Here is a 15,081-nt window from a genome sequence, read left to right as displayed (position 1 = left end):
CTCATCCGTTGCTGACAGCGTCCCGATGGGGAATGGCCGCCGCCATCCCCGACAATCGCGGGCTCCCTGCCGGTCCGGCCATGCACCAGCTTTGGCACAGAACCTGCATCCGGATCCGCCGCATCCCCCGACCAACCACCAACATCCAACGGAGAACCCCTGATGGCAGCCAAGACCGTCGCAGACGTGATGAAGATGGTGAAGGAGAACGAAGTCAAGTTCGTCGACTTCCGCTTCACCGACACCCGCGGCAAGGAACAGCACGTCACCGTGCCGATCTCGCATTTCGACGAAGACAAGTTCAGCTCGGGCCACGCGTTTGACGGCTCCTCGATCGCCGGCTGGAAGGGCATCGAGGCGTCGGACATGCTGCTGATGCCGGACCCGAACACGGCGAACGTCGACCCGTTCTTCGAAGAGACCACCCTGATCCTCACCTGCGACGTGCTGGAGCCGGGTGACGGCAAGGCCTACGACCGCGACCCGCGCTCCATCGCCAAGCGCGCCGAGGCCTACCTGAAGGCCAGCGGCCTGGGCGACACGGCGTTCTTCGGCCCCGAGCCCGAGTTCTTCATCTTCGACGACGTGCGCTGGGCGTCGGGGCCCAATGGCTGCTTCGTCGAGATCGACGAATACGAGGCGCCCTGGAACACCGGCAAGAAGATCGAGGGTGGGAACAAGGGCCACCGCCCGACCACCAAGGGCGGCTACTTCCCGGTGCCGCCGGTCGACAGCACGCAGGACATGCGTGCCGAGATGTCGCTGATCCTCGAGTCGATGGGGATCCCCGTCGAGGTGTTCCACCACGAGGTGGCGGGCGCCGGCCAGAACGAGATCGGCACCAGGTTCAGCACGCTCGTCGAGCGCGCCGACTGGTCGCAGCTGCAGAAGTACATCATCCAGAACGTGGCCAACGCCTACGGCAAGACCGCCACCTTCATGCCCAAGCCGATCGTGGGCGACAACGGCTCCGGCATGCACGTGCACCAGTCCGTGTGGAAGGGCGGCAAGAACCTGTTCGCCGGCGACGGCTACGCGGGCCTGTCCGAGTTCGCGCTGTACTACATCGGCGGCGTGATCAAGCACGCCCGCGCGCTCAACGCGATCACCAACCCCGGCACCAACAGCTACAAGCGCCTGGTGCCCGGCTTCGAGGCGCCGGTGAAGCTGGCGTACAGCTCGCGCAACCGCTCGGCGTCGATCCGCATCCCGTACGTCGCCAACCCGAAGGGCCGCCGCATCGAGTGCCGCTTCCCCGATCCGCTGATGAACCCCTACCTGGGCTTCGCCGCCATGCTGATGGCGGGCCTGGACGGCGTGGAGAACAAGATCCACCCGGGCGAGGCCGCCACCAAGGACCTGTACCACCTGCCGCCGGAGGAGGACGCGAAGATCCCGACCGTGTGCCACAGCCTGGACCAGGCGCTGGAGTACCTGGACAAGGACCGCTCGTTCCTCACCAAGGGCGGCGTGTTCAGCGACGCCATGATCGATGCCTACATCGAGCTGAAGATGACGGAGGTCCAACGCTTCCGCATGACGACGCACCCGATCGAGTTCGACATGTACTACAGCCTGTGACGCTGGCCGGGGCTGGATGCCAATCCAGCCGCGCGACGAAAGGGACGGCCAGGGCCGTCCCTTTTTCGTTGCAGGGGTGGGACTTTATGCCCCCGCAACGCCGTTTTCCGTTTGGAATCATGGGGTTGCTTGGACAACCTGAAGAGTTGCGCGATACTGCAAGGCCGTCCCCGAGCATGCCCATGCAAGGAGCACCGTCCATGAAGTCCGCGCTGACCACCGTTTCCTTCGCCCTGGCCTGTGGCCTGGCGGCCCCCCTCGCGCACGCGCAAGGGGGCAGCACCGTCTGGCGCTGCGGCAACACCTACACGAACGACGCCCGCGAGGCGCAGTCGGGTGGCTGCAAGCAGGTGGAAAGCCGCAACGTCACGGTCGTCGAAGGCACGAAGGTGAACAGCGCCAACGCCGTGCGCGTCGCCAACGTCAACCCGGCCGCGTCCGGCTCGCGCATCGATACGCCCGAGCAGAAGGCGCGCGATGCGGAAGCGCGCTCCATCCTCGAAGCCGAGCTGAAGAAGGCCGAGTCGCGGCAGGCCGAACTGGTCAAGGAATGGAACAAGGGCGAGCCCGAAAAGCAGGGCGCCGAGGGCCGCAACCACCAGAAGTACCTCGACCGCGTCGAGGAACTCAAGGCCAGCATGTCCCGCAACGAGAGCGACATCGCGGGCATCAAGCGCGAGCTGTCGCGCATGGGCCCCCCCACCGCCAAGCAGTGATCGCTTGAGCGCGCCAGCACCCGGCCGGGCGCAGGACCGCTTCCAGGCCTTCGACCTGCTCGCCACGCTGGTGGCCGTGGTGACGCCGGACGGCACCGTGCTGTTCGCCAACGCCGCGCTGGAGGATGCCCTGGGCACCTCGCGCCGCATGATCGAAGGCGCCAGCCTTCCCACCTTCTTCACCGAGCCGCAACGGCTGCGCACCGCCATAGAGGGCGCCGGCAGCAACGAGTACGCGGCGATGCGCTACGACGGCTGGCTGGTGCGCCACGGCGTCGACGCCCTGCAGGTCCACGTCGTGGTGGCACAGACGGAGAGCGCCGGCGAGATCGTGGTCGAGCTGCTGCCGCTGGAGCAGCAGGCGCGGCAGGAACGCGAGGAGCGCCTGCTGGACCAGGCCCAGGCCAACAAGGAATTGATCCGCAACCTGGCGCACGAGATCAAGAACCCCCTGGGCGGCATCCGCGGCGCGGCGCAGCTGCTGGAGATGGAGATCCAGGGACGCGACCTGAAGGAATACACGCAGGTCATCATCCACGAGGCCGACCGGCTGCAGACGCTGGTGGACCGGCTGCTCGCGCCGCACCGCAAGCCGCACGTGGTGGGCGACGTGAACATCCACGAGGTCTGCGAACGCGTGCGCTCGCTCATCCTGGCCGAGTTCCCGCGCGGGCTGTCGGTCGTGCGCGACTACGACACGTCGCTGCCCGAGTTCCGCGGCGACCGCGAGCAGTTGATCCAGGCCGTGCTGAACATCGCGCACAACGCCTGCCAGGCGCTGGCCGAGCGCATCGCGGCGGGCGACGCGCAGCTGGTCTTTCGCACCCGCGTCGCGCGGCAGGTGACTTTCGGCAAGCAGCGCTACCGACTGGCACTGGAATTGCATGTCATCGACAACGGGCCCGGCGTGCCCGACGCGATCAAGGACCGCATCTTCTACCCCCTCGTCTCGGGGCGCGAAGGCGGGTCCGGCCTGGGGCTGACGCTGGCGCAAACCTTCGTGCAGCAGCACCATGGCCTGGTCGAATGCGACAGCGTGCCGGGGAGGACGGATTTCAAGATCCTGATTCCATTGCCCTGACGCCAACTTGAGCAAAGACCCTACGAGGTGACAGCCCCCCATGAAGCCGATCTGGATCGTTGACGATGACCAATCCATCCGCTTCGTGCTGGAGAAGGCGCTGCTGCGCGAGGAGCTGCCCACCCGCAGCTTCACCAGCGCGCGCGAGGTGCTGCAGGCGCTGGAGGGCGCCAGCGACGACCAGGGCCCGCAGATCCTGGTCAGCGACATCCGCATGCCGGGGGGCAACGGCCTGGACCTGCTGTCCAAGGTCAAGGAGAAGCTGCCCGGGCTGCCCGTGATCATCATGACGGCGTTCTCCGACCTGGACAGCGCCGTCTCCGCCTTCCAGGGCGGCGCGTTCGAATACCTGCCCAAGCCCTTCGACCTGCCCAAGGCCGTCGAATTGATCCGGCGCGCGGTGGAGGAGAGCCAGCGCGAGGAATTCGCCGAGGAACGGCTCGCCGCCGCGCCCGAGATGCTCGGCCAGGCGCCGGCGATGCAGGACGTGTTCCGCGCCATCGGCCGCCTGTCGCAGAGCAACGTCACGGTGATGATCACCGGCGAGTCCGGCACGGGCAAGGAACTGGTGGCGCGCGCGCTGCACAAGCATTCGCCGCGCGCGGGTGGCCCCTTCGTCGCGATCAACACCGCGGCCATCCCGAAGGACCTGCTGGAGTCGGAGCTGTTCGGCCACGAGCGCGGCGCCTTCACCGGCGCGCAGACCATGCGCCGCGGCCGCTTCGAGCAGGCCGAGGGCGGCACGCTGTTCCTGGACGAGATCGGTGACATGCCCTTCGACCTGCAGACGCGCCTGCTGCGCGTGCTGTCCGACGGGCACTTCTACCGCGTCGGGGGCCACAACGCCGTGAAGGCCAACGTGCGCGTGATCGCCGCGACCCACCAGGACCTCGAGCAGCGCGTCAAGGACGGCGCGTTCCGCGAGGACCTGTTCCACCGCCTCAACGTGATCCGCCTGCGGTTGCCCGCGCTGCGCGAGCGGCGCGAGGACATCCCCATGCTCGCGCGCCACTTCCTGCAGCAGTCGGCCAAGCAGCTGGGCGTGGAACCCAAGCGCATCTCGGAAGCGGCGCTCGCGCGCCTGACGTCGTTCGCCTTCCCCGGCAACGTGCGCCAGCTGGAGAACGTGTGCCACTGGCTGACGGTGATGGCGCCCGCGCAGCTGGTCGAACCCAAGGACCTGCCACCGGAAGTGGCGGCCGCGCCTGCCGACGCGCCTGTTCCCAGTGCGACGCCTGCGGCGGCCCCGCAGGCATCCACTGCCCCAGCGGTCTCTGCGCCCGTCGTGGCCGGCAACTGGGAAGCCGGTCTCGAAGCCGAAGCCATGCAGTTGCTGCAGGCCGGCAACGTGGACGTCTGGGACCAGCTGACGCGCCGGATCGAGTCGCGCCTGATCCTGACCGCGCTTGCGCACACGCGCGGCCGCCGCATCGAAGCCGCCCAAAAGCTCGGCATCGGCCGCAACACCATCACGCGCAAGATCCAGGAGCTGGGACTCGAGTGAGCGTGCGGCGCTTGCGCGCCTGGTCTCAACGCAGAGGACGCAGAGGAGAGAGAGGTGACTGGGTGGCAGCGAAGCCATCCAGTGGCGGCTCTGTGTCCTCTCTCTTTCCTCTGCGACCACCGCGTCGAGCCGCGCGCAGCGCCTCGATGCCTAGATCTCCAGCGTGACCGGCGCGTGGTCGCTAGGCTGCTTCCACTTGCGCGGGACGCGGTCGATGGCGCAGGCCTTGACGTGGGGGCGCAGGGCCTCGCTCACCAGGATGTGGTCGATGCGCAGCCCGCGGTTCTTCTGGTAGCCGAGCATGCGGTAGTCCCACCAGCTGTAGCTCTTCTCCGGCTGCTCGAACAGGCGGAAGCTGTCGCACAGCCCCAGCCCGAGCAGGCGCTGGAAGTGCTCGCGCTCCTCCTTCGTGTGGTGGATCGTGTCGCGCAGGCCCTCAGGGTCGTACGAGTCGCGGTCTTCGGGCGCGATGTTGAAGTCGCCCAGCAGCACCAGCCGCTCGTGCTGCTTCAGCTCGTCGCAGAGGTGCGCGTTCATGCCACCCAGCCAGTTCATCTTGTAGGTGAACTTCTCCGTGCCCGGCGCCTGGCCGTTGACGAAGTAGCCGTTGACGATGCGCAGCGGCCCCAGCGGGCCGTCCACCGTGCCGGTGATGACGCGCGAGTTCTCGTCCGGGAAGTGCGTGATGTTGCGGGAGACGTCGCGCACCTCGGTGCGGCTGAGGATCGCGACGCCGTTGTACGTCTTCTGCCCGAACACGGCGCAGTGCGGGTAACCGGCGGCCTGCAGTTCCATCAGCGGGAACTTGTCCTCGGTGAGCTTCAGCTCCTGCAGGCACAGCACGTCGACCGGATTCGCCGCCAGCCAGTCCAGCACATGCTGCAGCCGCGCCGTCAGCGAATTGACGTTCCAGGTGGTGATCTTCACGGCGTCAGAAATGCAGGAAGGCGAGGGCGCCGATCACGGCACCGAGGGCGCCGACGCCGAACATGCCCCACTCGAGCCACTTCTTCTTCGTGAGCAGCGCGATGGCGGCCAGCGCGATCGACACCTGCAGCGCGGTGGTCGCCTGCGCCCAGCGATGGTGCTGGTGCATCTGCTCGTCGCTCTTCCTGTCCCAGTCCAGCGCTTCGGCTTCGAGCTTGTCGGCGGCCAGCTTGATCTCGGCCTTCTCCAGCTTGTAGCGCTCGACTTCCTTCTGGTACGCAGGCTTCCTGTCGTCGGCGACGAGCACCATCGCCAGTTCGGACAGGTTCTGCTTGCTGCTCTTGGCCTGGTAGAAGTTCCACTGGTTGGACGCTTCGGTCTTCTTGATCGCGGCGTTGTTCTTGTACAGGCCGGCGTTGGCCTGCGTGGAGCCGCCCATGTACGCGAAGATTGCGCCGACGGTGGCGATCACCGCCGTGAACATCGCGATCTGGTTGGTCATGCTGCCGCCGCCCAGACCGTGGTGCCCGTGCTCCGCAGCGTGCTGCTGGGCGTGCTCCAGTTCGTGGTCGTGCGGGCCGTGCACGTGGAAGCCGGCTCCTGACATGGGAATCCTCCTCGGGGAAAAGCCGTTGTTCTACCGCTCGAACCTGACGAAACTCAGGTGCAGGCCCGATGCGGCCTGGATGCGCTCGCGGGCGACTTCGCGCCAGTCGCCGCCAAGCGTGGGGGCGAAGGCATCGCCGTCGAAGTCCTGCTCGATCTCCGTCACTTCCACCACGTGCGCCCGCCTTTCGGCCTGGCGGTACAACTCGGCGCCGCCGATGATCCAGGCCTTCGGTTCGTGCGCGCAACTGGCCAGCGCCTGCTCCAGCGACGCGGCGCGTTCGGCGCCTTCCACGTGCCAGTCCACCTGGCGCGTCACCACGATGTTGCGCCGGCCCGGCAGCGGCCGGAACTTCGGCGGCAGCGAGTCCCAGGTCCTGCGGCCCATGATGACGGGTGCGCCGAGCGTCACGCGCTTGAAGTGCGCCAGGTCTTCGGGCAGGTGCCAGGGCAGCTTGCCTTCCTTGCCGATGACGCCATTGGCGGCGCGGGCGTAGATGAGGCCAAGCACCATGTCAGACCGCCACGGGCGCCTTGATGCCCGGATGGCACTCGTAGCCCACGATCTCGAAGTCCTCGAACTTGTAGTCGAAGATCGACGCCGGCTTGCGCTTGATCACCAGCTCGGGATACGGGAACGGCTGGCGCGACAGCTGCAGCTCGACCTGCTCGAAGTGGTTGTTGTAGATGTGGCAGTCGCCGCCAGTCCAGACGAAGTCGCCGACGCCCAGGTCGCACTGCTGCGCGATCATGTGCGTGAGCAGCGCGTAGCTGGCGATGTTGAACGGCACGCCCAGGAAGATGTCGGCGCTGCGCTGGTACAGCTGGCACGACAGCTTGCCGTCGGCCACGTAGAACTGGAAGAACGCGTGGCAGGGCGCGAGCGCCATCTTCGGCAGGTCCGCCACGTTCCAGGCGCTGACGATGATGCGGCGCGAATCGGGGTTCTTGCGGATCGTGTCGACGGCCTGCGCGATCTGGTCGACGTGGCCGCCATCGGGTGTCGGCCAGCTGCGCCACTGCACGCCGTAGATCGGCCCCAGGTCGCCGTCCTCGCGCGCCCACTCGTCCCAGATGGTCACGCCGCGGTCGCGCAGCTTGTTGTTGTCGCTCGAGCCCTCCAGGAACCAGAGCAGTTCGTGGATGATGGACTTGACGTGGACCTTCTTGGTCGTGACCAGCGGGAAGCCTTCGGCCAGGTCGAAGCGCATCTGGTGGCCGAACACGCTGCGCGTGCCGGTGCCGGTGCGGTCGGTCTTCGGGGTGCCATGCTCGTACACATGGCGCATGAAGTCTTCGTACTGGGAGCGGACCTGGCGCGTCATGCCGCCGATTATCCCCGCACCACCCGCCCCGGATTCAGGATGCCGGCCGGATCGAGGGCATCCTTCACGGCCCGCATCATCGACAGCGCCACGGGCGACTTGTAGTGGGGCAGCTTGTCCACCTTCAGCTCGCCGATGCCGTGCTCGGCGCTGATGGAGCCGCCGAACTTGTGCACCTGGTCGTAGACCAGCGTGTTCACCCGCTCCTCCTGCTCGCGCAGGAAGGCGGCCATGTCGCCACCTGCGGGCGCCTGGACGTTGTAGTGCAGGTTGCCGTCGCCCAGGTGGCCGAAGTTCACCAGTCGCACGCCGGCGATCTCGCGCTGGAGCACGGCATCGGTCGCGGCGCAGAACGCCGGGATGCGCGAGATCGGCACCGAGATGTCGTGCTTGATGTTCAGGCCTTCCTCGGCCTGCGCCAGCGGGATGCTCTCGCGCACGTGCCACAGCGCGTGGGCCTGCGCGATGTTCTCGGCGACGACGGCGTCGGTGGCGCAGCCGTCCTCCAGCGCGGCTTCCAGCAGCGCCTCGAACTGCGCGCGGGCATGCGCTTCGGATTCGTGGTCGGTGTTCTCCAGCAGCACGCCATAGGGCGTCTGGCCGAGGAACGGCACGCGCTGCTGCGGGTAGTGCCGGGCGACCAGCGACAGCGCAAAGTCGCCCATCACTTCGAACCCGGTGAGCCCGGAGGCGAGCCGCTTTTGCGCCAGCGCGAGCAGCCGCACCGCGTGCTCCATCGAGGGCACAGCGGCCCATGCGGTCAGCGTCGCCGCCGGCCTGGGATACAGCTTCAGCGTCGCCGCCGTGATGACGCCCAGCGTGCCTTCGCTGCCCACGAACAGCTGCCGCAGGTCGTAGCCGGTGTTGTCCTTGCGCAGGCCCGCGAGCCCGTCCCAGATTTCGCCCTGCGCAGTGACGACTTCCAGCCCCAGGCACAGCTCGCGCGCGTTTCCGTAGCGCAGCACCTGCGTGCCGCCGGCGTTGGTGGACAGGTTGCCGCCGATCGTGCAACTGCCTTCGGCCGCGAGGCTCAGGGGAAAGAGGAAGCCGGCGGCGTCGGCCGCTTCCTGCACCGCCTGCAGCACGCAGCCGGCCTCGGCGGTCATCGTGAGGTTCTCGCCGTCGATGGACCGCACGGCGTTCATGCGCTGCAGGCTCAGGACGACCTGCTTGCCGCTGGCATCCGGGACGCCGCCGACGACGAGCCCGGTGTTGCCGCCCTGCGGCACGATCGACGTGCCCGCGGCGGCGCAGGCGCGCACGACCGCCGCAACTTCGGCGGTGCTGCCGGGCCGCACCACGGCGAGCGCCTTGCCGCGCACGCGCCGGCGCCAGTCCTGCTCGTAGGCGGCCAGGTCGCCCGCATCGAGCACGTGGGCGGGCCCGACGCAGGAGCGCAAGGTGTCGACGAGGGAGGTCATGCAGGGTCCTTGTGCGACAGCCGGGTGCGCACGTGCAGCGAGCAGGCGATGAACAAGGCCAGCGTCAAGGCGACTTCGGCGCCGGCGAAAGCGCGGCTCGCGAGGCTGGCGTCGGTCGTGCACCGCACGACGCCCTCGGCGAACCAGGGCCACACGAGCAGCGACGTCCAGCGGTAGGTGTAGAGGCGGCGCTTGAGCAGCCCGGCGAGCGGCGCGCACAGCGGCAGCGCCTTGATTGCCCACCAGCTGCGGTGCAATCCGAGCTCCCACACGAGCAACACCGCGACCAGCGCCAGCAGCGATGCCACGGCCGCCCATCGCGTCGCATCGACCTTGCGCAGGTGGCTGTCTTCGGGGGTGTCCATGGGCGATGGCATCATAGCGGCCGATGAAGCTGGCTCCCCTGCTCGAGACGCTCTCGCGCTTCCCATGGGGGCCCGCCCTGCGCACGCTGCGCGAGCGCTTCCGCGAGGACCACCTGGGCCTCACCGCGAGCAGCCTGACGTTCACCACCACCATCGCGCTCGTGCCGCTGGTCACCGTCGCCCTCGCCGTGTTCACCGCGTTCCCGATGTTCTCCAAGCTGCAGGGCTCGCTGCAGGCCTGGCTGGTGCAGAGCCTCGTACCCGATTCCATCGCGCGCCAGGTGCTGGCCTACGTGAACCAGTTCGCCGGCAAGGCCAGCCGGCTGGGTGTCGCCGGCCTGGCCGCCTTCTTCTTTTCCGCGCTGGCCCTGGTGCTGACGATCGACAGGACGCTGAACGCGATCTGGCGCGTGCGCCGGCCGCGTCCGCTGGCGCAACGCGTGCTGATCTACTGGGCGGTGATGACGCTGGGCCCGTTGCTGCTGGCCGCGAGCATGACCATGACGTCGTACGCGCTGTATGCGTCGCGCGGGCTCGTGAGCGGCATCCCGGGCGGCGTGCAGTTCTTCATCGACCTGCTCGAATTCGGCGCCCTCGCCGGGGCGCTCGCGTCGCTGTACCGCTTCGTGCCGAACACGCCCGTGCGGTGGGCGCATGCCCTGGCCGGCGGCGTCGCAGCCGCGATCGGCATCGAGGTCGCCAAGCGCGTGCTGGCCTGGTACCTCGGCCAGGTGCCCACGTACAACATGGTGTACGGCGCGTTCGCCACCGTCCCGATCCTGCTGGTGTGGATCTACGTCGCGTGGACGGTGGTGCTGCTGGGTGCGGTCGTCGCGGCCTACCTGCCCGCCCTGCTCGGCGCCAGCCGGCGCGTGCCGGCGGCCCACGGCTGGCAATTCCAGCTGGCGCTGGAGGTGCTGCAGCAATTGCACCGCGTTCGCAACACCGCGCGGCGCGGCATGAGCATCGACGAACTGGTCGCAGCCATCGAAGTCGATCCGCTGCAACTGGAGCCGGTGCTGGAGACTCTGGTGCGGCTGGACTGGGTGGGGCGCCTCAACGAAGCCGAGGACGACGTCGCCACGCGCTACGTGATGCTGGCCGACGTGCAATCGACCGCGCTGGAGCCGCTGCTGCGGCACCTGCTGCTGCCGCGCAGCGACAGCACGAAGGGCCTGTGGGAAGCCGGACGCTGGTCGGGGCTGTACTTGAAGGATGTCGTCTAGAAGGGGATCTTCCCCGTCCAGATGTCCTTGTACATGACCCAGTCGCCCATGAAGCTGTAGAGCGGCCGCTTGAAGCTGGCGGGCTTGTTCTTCTCGAAGCCGAAGTGCCCGATCCACGCGAAGGCGTAACCGCACAGCAGTCCGACTAGCACCCACCACCAGGTCGCCGTGGCGATGGCCAACGCCACGCACAGGAGGCCGAGGGTGGAGCCCACGAAGTGCAGGCGCCGGCAGGTGCGGTTCGCGTGTTCGTTCAGGTAGAACGGATAGAACTCCGCGAACGAGTGCATCGAGCGGGGATCGGCAGCGTGGGTCGTGGCGTCCATGCGAATGTCTCCGTGTGCTTGTGCCTGCAGTTTAGGCGACCGCGAACGGCGCGTGCAGGAAGCCACGGAACCGCGCGCGGCCGCCGCGCTTCGGCACCGCGGTGAGCCGGTAGCCCGGGAAGCGGGCGAGGAACCGGCCGATCGCCACCCGGCCTTCCAGCCGCGCCAGGCTGAGCCCGGCGCACTGGTGGATGCCGAAGCCGAACGCCAGGTGCCGGTTGTTCTCGCGGCGCAGGTCCAGCACGTCCGGATGCTCGAACTGGGCCGGGTCGCGGTTGGCCGCGCCGATGCACAGCGTCACGAGTGCGCCTTCCGGCAAGTCGACGCCGCCGACGGTCACGGGCCGCACCGCGCGGCGGTTGCCGAGCTGGTTCGACGACTCGAAGCGCAGGAACTCGTCCACCGCCGTCGACAGCACCGGCTCCAGGGCCGCAGCGCCGGCGTCGCGCCCGATGGCGCCAAGCAGCCACTGCTTCTCCTGCGGCCACTCCTGCAGCGCCACCAATGCGTTGCCGATCAGGTTGGTCGTCGTCTCGTGGCCCGCGTTGAGGATGAAGATGCAGTTCTGCAGCAGCTCGTGCTCCGACAGCTGCTCGCCTCCTTCGCCGAGGATCAGCCGCGTCAGCACGTCGTGCTCCGGGTCGCCCGGTTCACGGCGGCGGCGCGCAACCAAGCCGCGCAGGTACTCCAGCATCTCGGTCACGCTGCGGTTGCCGCTCTCTTCCTGCTCCGGCGTGAGTCTGGGCTCGAGCGCGCCAAGGATCGCCAGCGACCAGTCGCGCAAGGGACCGCGTTCATCGTGCGGCACTCCCAGCAGGTTGCCGATGATCTCGACGGGGATCGCGGCGGCGAAATCCTCGATCAGGTCGCCGCCTCCGCGCTGCTCGATGGCGTCCAGCAGCCCGTCCACCAGCGTGACCAGGCCCGGCTCCATCTCCGCGATGGCGCGCCGCGTCAGCGCGCCCATGATCAGCTTGCGCACGCGCGTGTGCAGCGGCGGGTCGTTGAAGACGAGGCTGGTCGTGTGGTGCGCGAGCAGCGGCGCGCCTTCGCCGTACTTCGGCGTGAACTCGACCTTCTTGTCGGAGCTGAACGACTGCGCGTCGCGGTAGACCGCGCACAGGTCGGCGTAGCGAGTGAGGAACCACGAGCCGTCGGGCATGCGCCGCACCGGCTGCTGCTCGCGCAGCGCGGCATAGACGGGAAACGGGTTGTCGTAGAAGTCCCTCGGCAGCGCGCGCAGGTCGAAGCTCGCCGCGATCTCTCGCGCGCGTTCGGGGGCCATCGGGGGCGTGATCGCGTCCATCGTCATGCGTGCAGGAACTCCTTCAAGGCGCCGAGCACCGTGTCCGGCGCCTCGGTCATTTCGTGGTGGCCGGCCTCGACCGTCACGACGCGCACCTGCCTGCCGGCACCGCGCGCGGCTTCCACCAGCGGCTGCGCGGCCTTGGCCTGCGTCATCTGGTCCATGCGGCCGAGCACGAACAGCACGGGACAGGTGGCCTGCGTGATCGCCTGCAAGCCGTTCGCGTACTTGTCGCAGGCGACGAACCCGCGGTGGAACACGTTGACCTTCGGGTTGCTGCGCAGCACGCGGCGGTTGAGCGCCTTGCCCGCGCCCCAGATCCAGGTGCCCGGCCCGAGGGAGGAGGGCGGCGGCGCGAGCGTGGACCAGGAGAACACGCTGATCATGTGGATCGCCTTCTCCGGGTCGTGCTGGCTGGCCTCGAGCAGCGCCGGCGACACCTTCATCGGGAACGCCGTGCCCACCAGCGCGAGATGCGTGATGCGGTCCTTCAACCGCGCCGCGGCTTCCATCGCGATCAGTGATCCCCAGCTGTGGCCCACGAGCGCGGCTTTCTCCAGCTTCGCGGCATCCAGCAGGTCGCGCACGAAGTCCGCGGCTTCCTCGGTGGAGGAGGGCGCCTCGCCCTCGCTGCGGCAATGGCCGGGCAGGTCGACCGCCAGCACGTTCCAGCCGTGGTTGGCCAGGTAGCGCGATTGCAAGGCCCACACGCTGTGGTCGTTCAGCACGCCGTGCAGGAAGACGGCGGTCGGCTTGGCCGGATCGAACGCCTTGCCGCCGGTGTAGCAATAAGTGCGGTGGCCGCGGACGGCGAGTTCCATCTCAGCTCCCCGCCTTCTCGGCCGCCTTCAGCGCCCGCTTGAGGTCTTCGACCAGGTCGTCCGCGTCTTCCAGGCCGATCGACAGGCGGATCGTCCCCTGCGAGATGCCGGCCTGGGCCAGCGCTTCGTCGGTCATGCGGAAGTGCGTCGTGCTCGCCGGGTGGATCACCAGCGAGCGGCAATCGCCCACGTTCGCCAGGTGGCTGAACAGCTTCAGCGCCTCGATGAAGGCGCGGCCCTGCGCGCGATTGCCCTTGATGTCGAAGCTGAACACCGAGCCCGCGCCGCGCGGCAGCAGCTTTTTCGCCAGCTGGTGGCTGGCGTGCGACTCCAGCATCGGGTGGCCGACGCGCGCCACGAACGGGTGCGCCGCGAGGAACTGCACCACCTTCTCGGTGTTGCGCATGTGGCGTTCCATCCGCAGCGGCAGCGTCTCGATGCCCTGCAGGATGAGCCATGCCGTGTGCGGGCTCATGCTGGCGCCGAAGTCGCGCAGGCCTTCGCGCCGCGCGCGCAGCAGGAAGGCGCCGACCGTCGATTCCTCGGTGAACACCATGTTGTGGAAGCCGTCGTAGGGCGCGGTGAGCTCGCCGAACTTGCCGGACGCGTCCCAGTCGAAGCTGCCGCCGTCCACCACGACGCCGCCGATGACGGTCCCGTGGCCCGACAGGAACTTGGTGGCCGAGTGGTAGACCAGGTCCGCACCGTGCGCCAGCGGTTGCATGAGCCACGGCGAGGTCAGCGTCGAGTCGACCAGCAGCGGCACGCGCGCCTCGTGCGCGATGGCCGACACCGTCGGGATGTCCAGCACGTCGAGGCCCGGGTTGCCGACGGTCTCGCCGAACAGCAGCTTGGTATTGGGCCGGATGGCGGCACGCCAGCCGTCGATGTCGCCCGGCTGCACGAACGTGGTCTCGATGCCGAAGCGACGCAGCGTGTAGTGCAGCAGGTTCTGCGAGCCGCCATACAGCGCCGTGCTCGCGACGATGTGCGAGCCGGAGCCCATCAGCGTCGCGATGGCCAGGTGCAGGGCCGCCTGGCCACTCGCCGTGGAGATCGCGCCGATGCCGCCTTCGAGGGCGGCGACGCGCTGCTCCAGCACCGCGTTGGTCGGATTGCTGATGCGCGAATAGACGTGGCCCGACCGTTCCAGGTTGAACAGCGCGGCGGCGTGGTCGCTCGACTCGAAGACGAACGACGTGGTCAGGTGGATCGGCACGGCGCGCGCGCCGGTCGCGGGGTCGGGGGCCGCGCCGGCATGCAGCGCGAGGGTGTCGAAGCCGGGGTCGGAATGGCCGGGCATGGGGGTCTTCTCCTTCGTGTCCGCCCCGTGGGTGCGGACCGCGGGATTGTGGGCTATATTGGCTCGACGGCCCTCGTGGCCGCCACCCGAGGAGACAGGCATGAAGGTCAGCGACATCCTGCGCGTCAAAGGCAACACGCTCTACACCGTCGGCCCCGACGAGCCGCTCGCCACCGCCATTGCGACGATGGCGGACAAGGACATCGGCTCGCTGGTCGTCATGGGGCATGGCGACCTGGTGGGCATGCTGACCTTCCGCGAAGTGATCCAGTGCATCGTGAAGAACGGCGGCGTCGTCGGCGAGCGCCTGGTGCGCACGGCGATGGACGACCACCCGCTCACCTGCACGATGGAAACCGAACTGGACGAAGTGCGCCGCATGATGCTGGAGCGCCATGCGCGCTACATGCCGGTGATGGACCGCCGCATGCTGATGGGCGTCATCAGCTTCTACGACGTCGCCAAGGCGGTCGTGGACAGCCAGAACTTCGAGAACCGCATGCTCAAGGCCTACATCCGCGACTGGCCTGCCGCGGAAGACCAGCTGCCTTCCGCGTCGCTCTGAAGACCGCC

The 15,081-nt window shown here is 68.3% G+C and carries 16 protein-coding genes; 6 read left to right on the top strand and 10 right to left on the bottom strand.

Annotated features, from left to right (window positions below):
• The first annotated feature begins 162 nt into the window (after positions 1-162).
• From glnA to ntrC, 4 genes are all read left to right on the top strand, one after another.
• Positions 163-1,581, top strand: a complete 1,419-nt coding sequence (gene glnA / locus I8E28_RS16235; protein WP_200789154.1) for a type I glutamate--ammonia ligase — start codon at positions 163-165, stop codon at positions 1,579-1,581.
• Between the two features lie 200 nt (positions 1,582-1,781).
• On the top strand, positions 1,782-2,297 hold the full coding sequence (locus I8E28_RS16230) for a hypothetical protein (RefSeq protein WP_200789153.1): 516 nt from the start codon (positions 1,782-1,784) through the stop codon (positions 2,295-2,297).
• Positions 2,298-2,301: 4 nt separating this feature from the next.
• The gene (gene glnL / locus I8E28_RS16225; RefSeq protein WP_200789152.1) at positions 2,302-3,378 is read left to right on the top strand and encodes a nitrogen regulation protein NR(II); all 1,077 of its coding nucleotides are present in this window, start codon (positions 2,302-2,304) and stop codon (positions 3,376-3,378) included.
• A 40-nt stretch (positions 3,379-3,418) separates the two neighbouring features.
• A complete protein-coding gene (ntrC, locus tag I8E28_RS16220; protein WP_200789151.1) occupies positions 3,419-4,882 on the top strand; it encodes a nitrogen regulation protein NR(I) in 1,464 nt (487 codons plus the stop codon).
• Between the two features lie 150 nt (positions 4,883-5,032).
• Here ntrC and xth read toward each other — a convergent pair whose 3' ends face one another.
• From xth to I8E28_RS16190, 6 genes are read right to left on the bottom strand one after another with little or no spacing between them, the layout of a single operon-like run.
• Positions 5,033-5,809 carry an exodeoxyribonuclease III gene (gene xth / locus I8E28_RS16215; protein ID WP_200789150.1) on the bottom strand — a complete coding sequence of 259 codons (777 nt, stop codon included), beginning with the start codon at positions 5,807-5,809 and terminating at the stop codon, positions 5,033-5,035.
• Positions 5,810-5,813: 4 nt separating this feature from the next.
• Positions 5,814-6,416, bottom strand: coding sequence for a DUF4337 domain-containing protein (locus tag I8E28_RS16210; protein ID WP_200789149.1), 603 nt, complete (start codon positions 6,414-6,416; stop codon positions 5,814-5,816).
• A gap of 30 nt (positions 6,417-6,446) precedes the next feature.
• Positions 6,447-6,929 carry a dihydrofolate reductase gene (locus I8E28_RS16205; protein WP_200789148.1) on the bottom strand — a complete coding sequence of 161 codons (483 nt, stop codon included), beginning with the start codon at positions 6,927-6,929 and terminating at the stop codon, positions 6,447-6,449.
• A gap of 1 nt (position 6,930) precedes the next feature.
• The gene (locus I8E28_RS16200; protein WP_200789147.1) at positions 6,931-7,740 is read right to left on the bottom strand and encodes a thymidylate synthase; all 810 of its coding nucleotides are present in this window, start codon (positions 7,738-7,740) and stop codon (positions 6,931-6,933) included.
• 8 nt (positions 7,741-7,748) lie between these two features.
• Entirely contained in the window at positions 7,749-9,161 is a 1,413-nt protein-coding gene (locus I8E28_RS16195; protein ID WP_200789146.1) for an FAD-binding oxidoreductase, read from the bottom strand.
• Entirely contained in the window at positions 9,158-9,526 is a 369-nt protein-coding gene (locus tag I8E28_RS16190; RefSeq protein ID WP_420850221.1) for a DUF2069 domain-containing protein, read from the bottom strand. Before I8E28_RS16190 ends, I8E28_RS16195 begins: the two co-directional genes overlap by 4 nt.
• Positions 9,527-9,549: 23 nt before the next feature.
• On the opposite strand from I8E28_RS16190, the gene I8E28_RS16185 reads away from it, so the two are divergent.
• Positions 9,550-10,752 carry a YihY family inner membrane protein gene (locus I8E28_RS16185; protein ID WP_200789144.1) on the top strand — a complete coding sequence of 401 codons (1,203 nt, stop codon included), beginning with the start codon at positions 9,550-9,552 and terminating at the stop codon, positions 10,750-10,752.
• Here the strand turns inward: I8E28_RS16185 and I8E28_RS16180 are convergent.
• From I8E28_RS16180 to I8E28_RS16165, 4 genes are read right to left on the bottom strand one after another with little or no spacing between them, the layout of a single operon-like run.
• Positions 10,749-11,078: an Mpo1-like protein gene (locus I8E28_RS16180; RefSeq protein ID WP_200789143.1), complete on the bottom strand. Its 330-nt coding sequence runs from the start codon at positions 11,076-11,078 to the stop codon at positions 10,749-10,751. The two genes, I8E28_RS16185 and I8E28_RS16180, sit on opposite strands and share 4 nt — an antisense overlap.
• Before the next feature lie 31 nt (positions 11,079-11,109).
• Positions 11,110-12,390, bottom strand: coding sequence for a cytochrome P450 (locus I8E28_RS16175; RefSeq protein WP_239027259.1), 1,281 nt, complete (start codon positions 12,388-12,390; stop codon positions 11,110-11,112).
• Positions 12,387-13,205 carry an alpha/beta fold hydrolase gene (locus I8E28_RS16170; protein WP_200789142.1) on the bottom strand — a complete coding sequence of 273 codons (819 nt, stop codon included), beginning with the start codon at positions 13,203-13,205 and terminating at the stop codon, positions 12,387-12,389. The genes I8E28_RS16175 and I8E28_RS16170 overlap by 4 nt, the downstream gene beginning before the upstream one ends.
• Position 13,206: 1 nt before the next feature.
• Positions 13,207-14,508, bottom strand: coding sequence for an O-acetylhomoserine aminocarboxypropyltransferase (locus tag I8E28_RS16165; RefSeq protein WP_200789141.1), 1,302 nt, complete (start codon positions 14,506-14,508; stop codon positions 13,207-13,209).
• Between the two features lie 100 nt (positions 14,509-14,608).
• On the opposite strand from I8E28_RS16165, the gene I8E28_RS16160 reads away from it, so the two are divergent.
• The gene (locus I8E28_RS16160; RefSeq protein ID WP_200789140.1) at positions 14,609-15,073 is read left to right on the top strand and encodes a CBS domain-containing protein; all 465 of its coding nucleotides are present in this window, start codon (positions 14,609-14,611) and stop codon (positions 15,071-15,073) included.
• Positions 15,074-15,081 lie beyond the last annotated feature (8 nt).

This window comes from Ramlibacter algicola (assembly GCF_016641735.1).
GTDB classification, from domain to species: Bacteria; Pseudomonadota; Gammaproteobacteria; order Burkholderiales; family Burkholderiaceae_C; genus Ramlibacter; species Ramlibacter algicola.
Note: the sequence above shows the minus strand (reverse complement) of the source record. Positions and strands in the feature narration are given on the sequence as shown.

Excerpts from the sequence above, each read along its gene's own strand:
- I8E28_RS16160 (WP_200789140.1), top strand. The coding sequence starts at position 14,609 with ATGAAGGTCAGCGACATCCTGCGCGTCAAAGGCAACACGCTCTACACC.
- I8E28_RS16185 (WP_200789144.1), top strand. The coding sequence starts at position 9,550 with ATGAAGCTGGCTCCCCTGCTCGAGACGCTCTCGCGCTTCCCATGGGGG.
- I8E28_RS16170 (WP_200789142.1), bottom strand. The coding sequence starts at position 13,205 with ATGGAACTCGCCGTCCGCGGCCACCGCACTTATTGCTACACCGGCGGC.
- I8E28_RS16190 (WP_420850221.1), bottom strand. The coding sequence starts at position 9,526 with ATGGACACCCCCGAAGACAGCCACCTGCGCAAGGTCGATGCGACGCGA.
- I8E28_RS16180 (WP_200789143.1), bottom strand. The coding sequence starts at position 11,078 with ATGGACGCCACGACCCACGCTGCCGATCCCCGCTCGATGCACTCGTTC.
- ntrC (WP_200789151.1), top strand. The coding sequence starts at position 3,419 with ATGAAGCCGATCTGGATCGTTGACGATGACCAATCCATCCGCTTCGTG.
- I8E28_RS16195 (WP_200789146.1), bottom strand. The coding sequence starts at position 9,161 with ATGACCTCCCTCGTCGACACCTTGCGCTCCTGCGTCGGGCCCGCCCAC.
- glnA (WP_200789154.1), top strand. The coding sequence starts at position 163 with ATGGCAGCCAAGACCGTCGCAGACGTGATGAAGATGGTGAAGGAGAAC.
- I8E28_RS16230 (WP_200789153.1), top strand. The coding sequence starts at position 1,782 with ATGAAGTCCGCGCTGACCACCGTTTCCTTCGCCCTGGCCTGTGGCCTG.
- I8E28_RS16175 (WP_239027259.1), bottom strand. The coding sequence starts at position 12,390 with ATGACGATGGACGCGATCACGCCCCCGATGGCCCCCGAACGCGCGCGA.
- I8E28_RS16200 (WP_200789147.1), bottom strand. The coding sequence starts at position 7,740 with ATGACGCGCCAGGTCCGCTCCCAGTACGAAGACTTCATGCGCCATGTG.
- I8E28_RS16205 (WP_200789148.1), bottom strand. The coding sequence starts at position 6,929 with ATGGTGCTTGGCCTCATCTACGCCCGCGCCGCCAATGGCGTCATCGGC.
- I8E28_RS16165 (WP_200789141.1), bottom strand. The coding sequence starts at position 14,508 with ATGCCCGGCCATTCCGACCCCGGCTTCGACACCCTCGCGCTGCATGCC.
- I8E28_RS16210 (WP_200789149.1), bottom strand. The coding sequence starts at position 6,416 with ATGTCAGGAGCCGGCTTCCACGTGCACGGCCCGCACGACCACGAACTG.